Genomic DNA, 288 nt, shown 5'->3' with positions numbered 1-288 from the left:
AAATGCGGTCCACACATTTCAAACCTGTCGCAGGATAAGTCAGCTCAGCAACGATTTTAGGTTCGCCTTTTTTAGTGACATGATCGGTGGTGATGAAGACTTTCTTCGCACCCACGGCTAAATCCATTGCACCACCCACAGCAGGAATGGCATCAGGTGCACCGGTATGCCAGTTTGCAAGATCACCATTTTCTGCCACTTGGAAAGCACCCAAGACTGCGATGTCTAAATGACCACCACGCATCATGGCAAATGAATCACCATGATGGAAGAAAGCTCCGCCTTCTA

The 288-nt window shown here is 48.3% G+C and carries 1 protein-coding gene; it reads right to left on the bottom strand.

All coding sequences use genetic code 11. The features are described 5' to 3' along the window. On the bottom strand, nucleotides 1-288 hold a 288-nt coding region (locus AC1M83_RS14235), incomplete at both ends, for a CoA-transferase (RefSeq protein WP_481590950.1).

The sequence above is a fragment of the Acinetobacter sp. 25-47-130 genome (genome assembly GCF_056779705.1).
The sequence above is the reverse complement of the archived record's forward strand: the minus strand, read 5'-3'. Positions and strand labels throughout refer to the sequence as shown.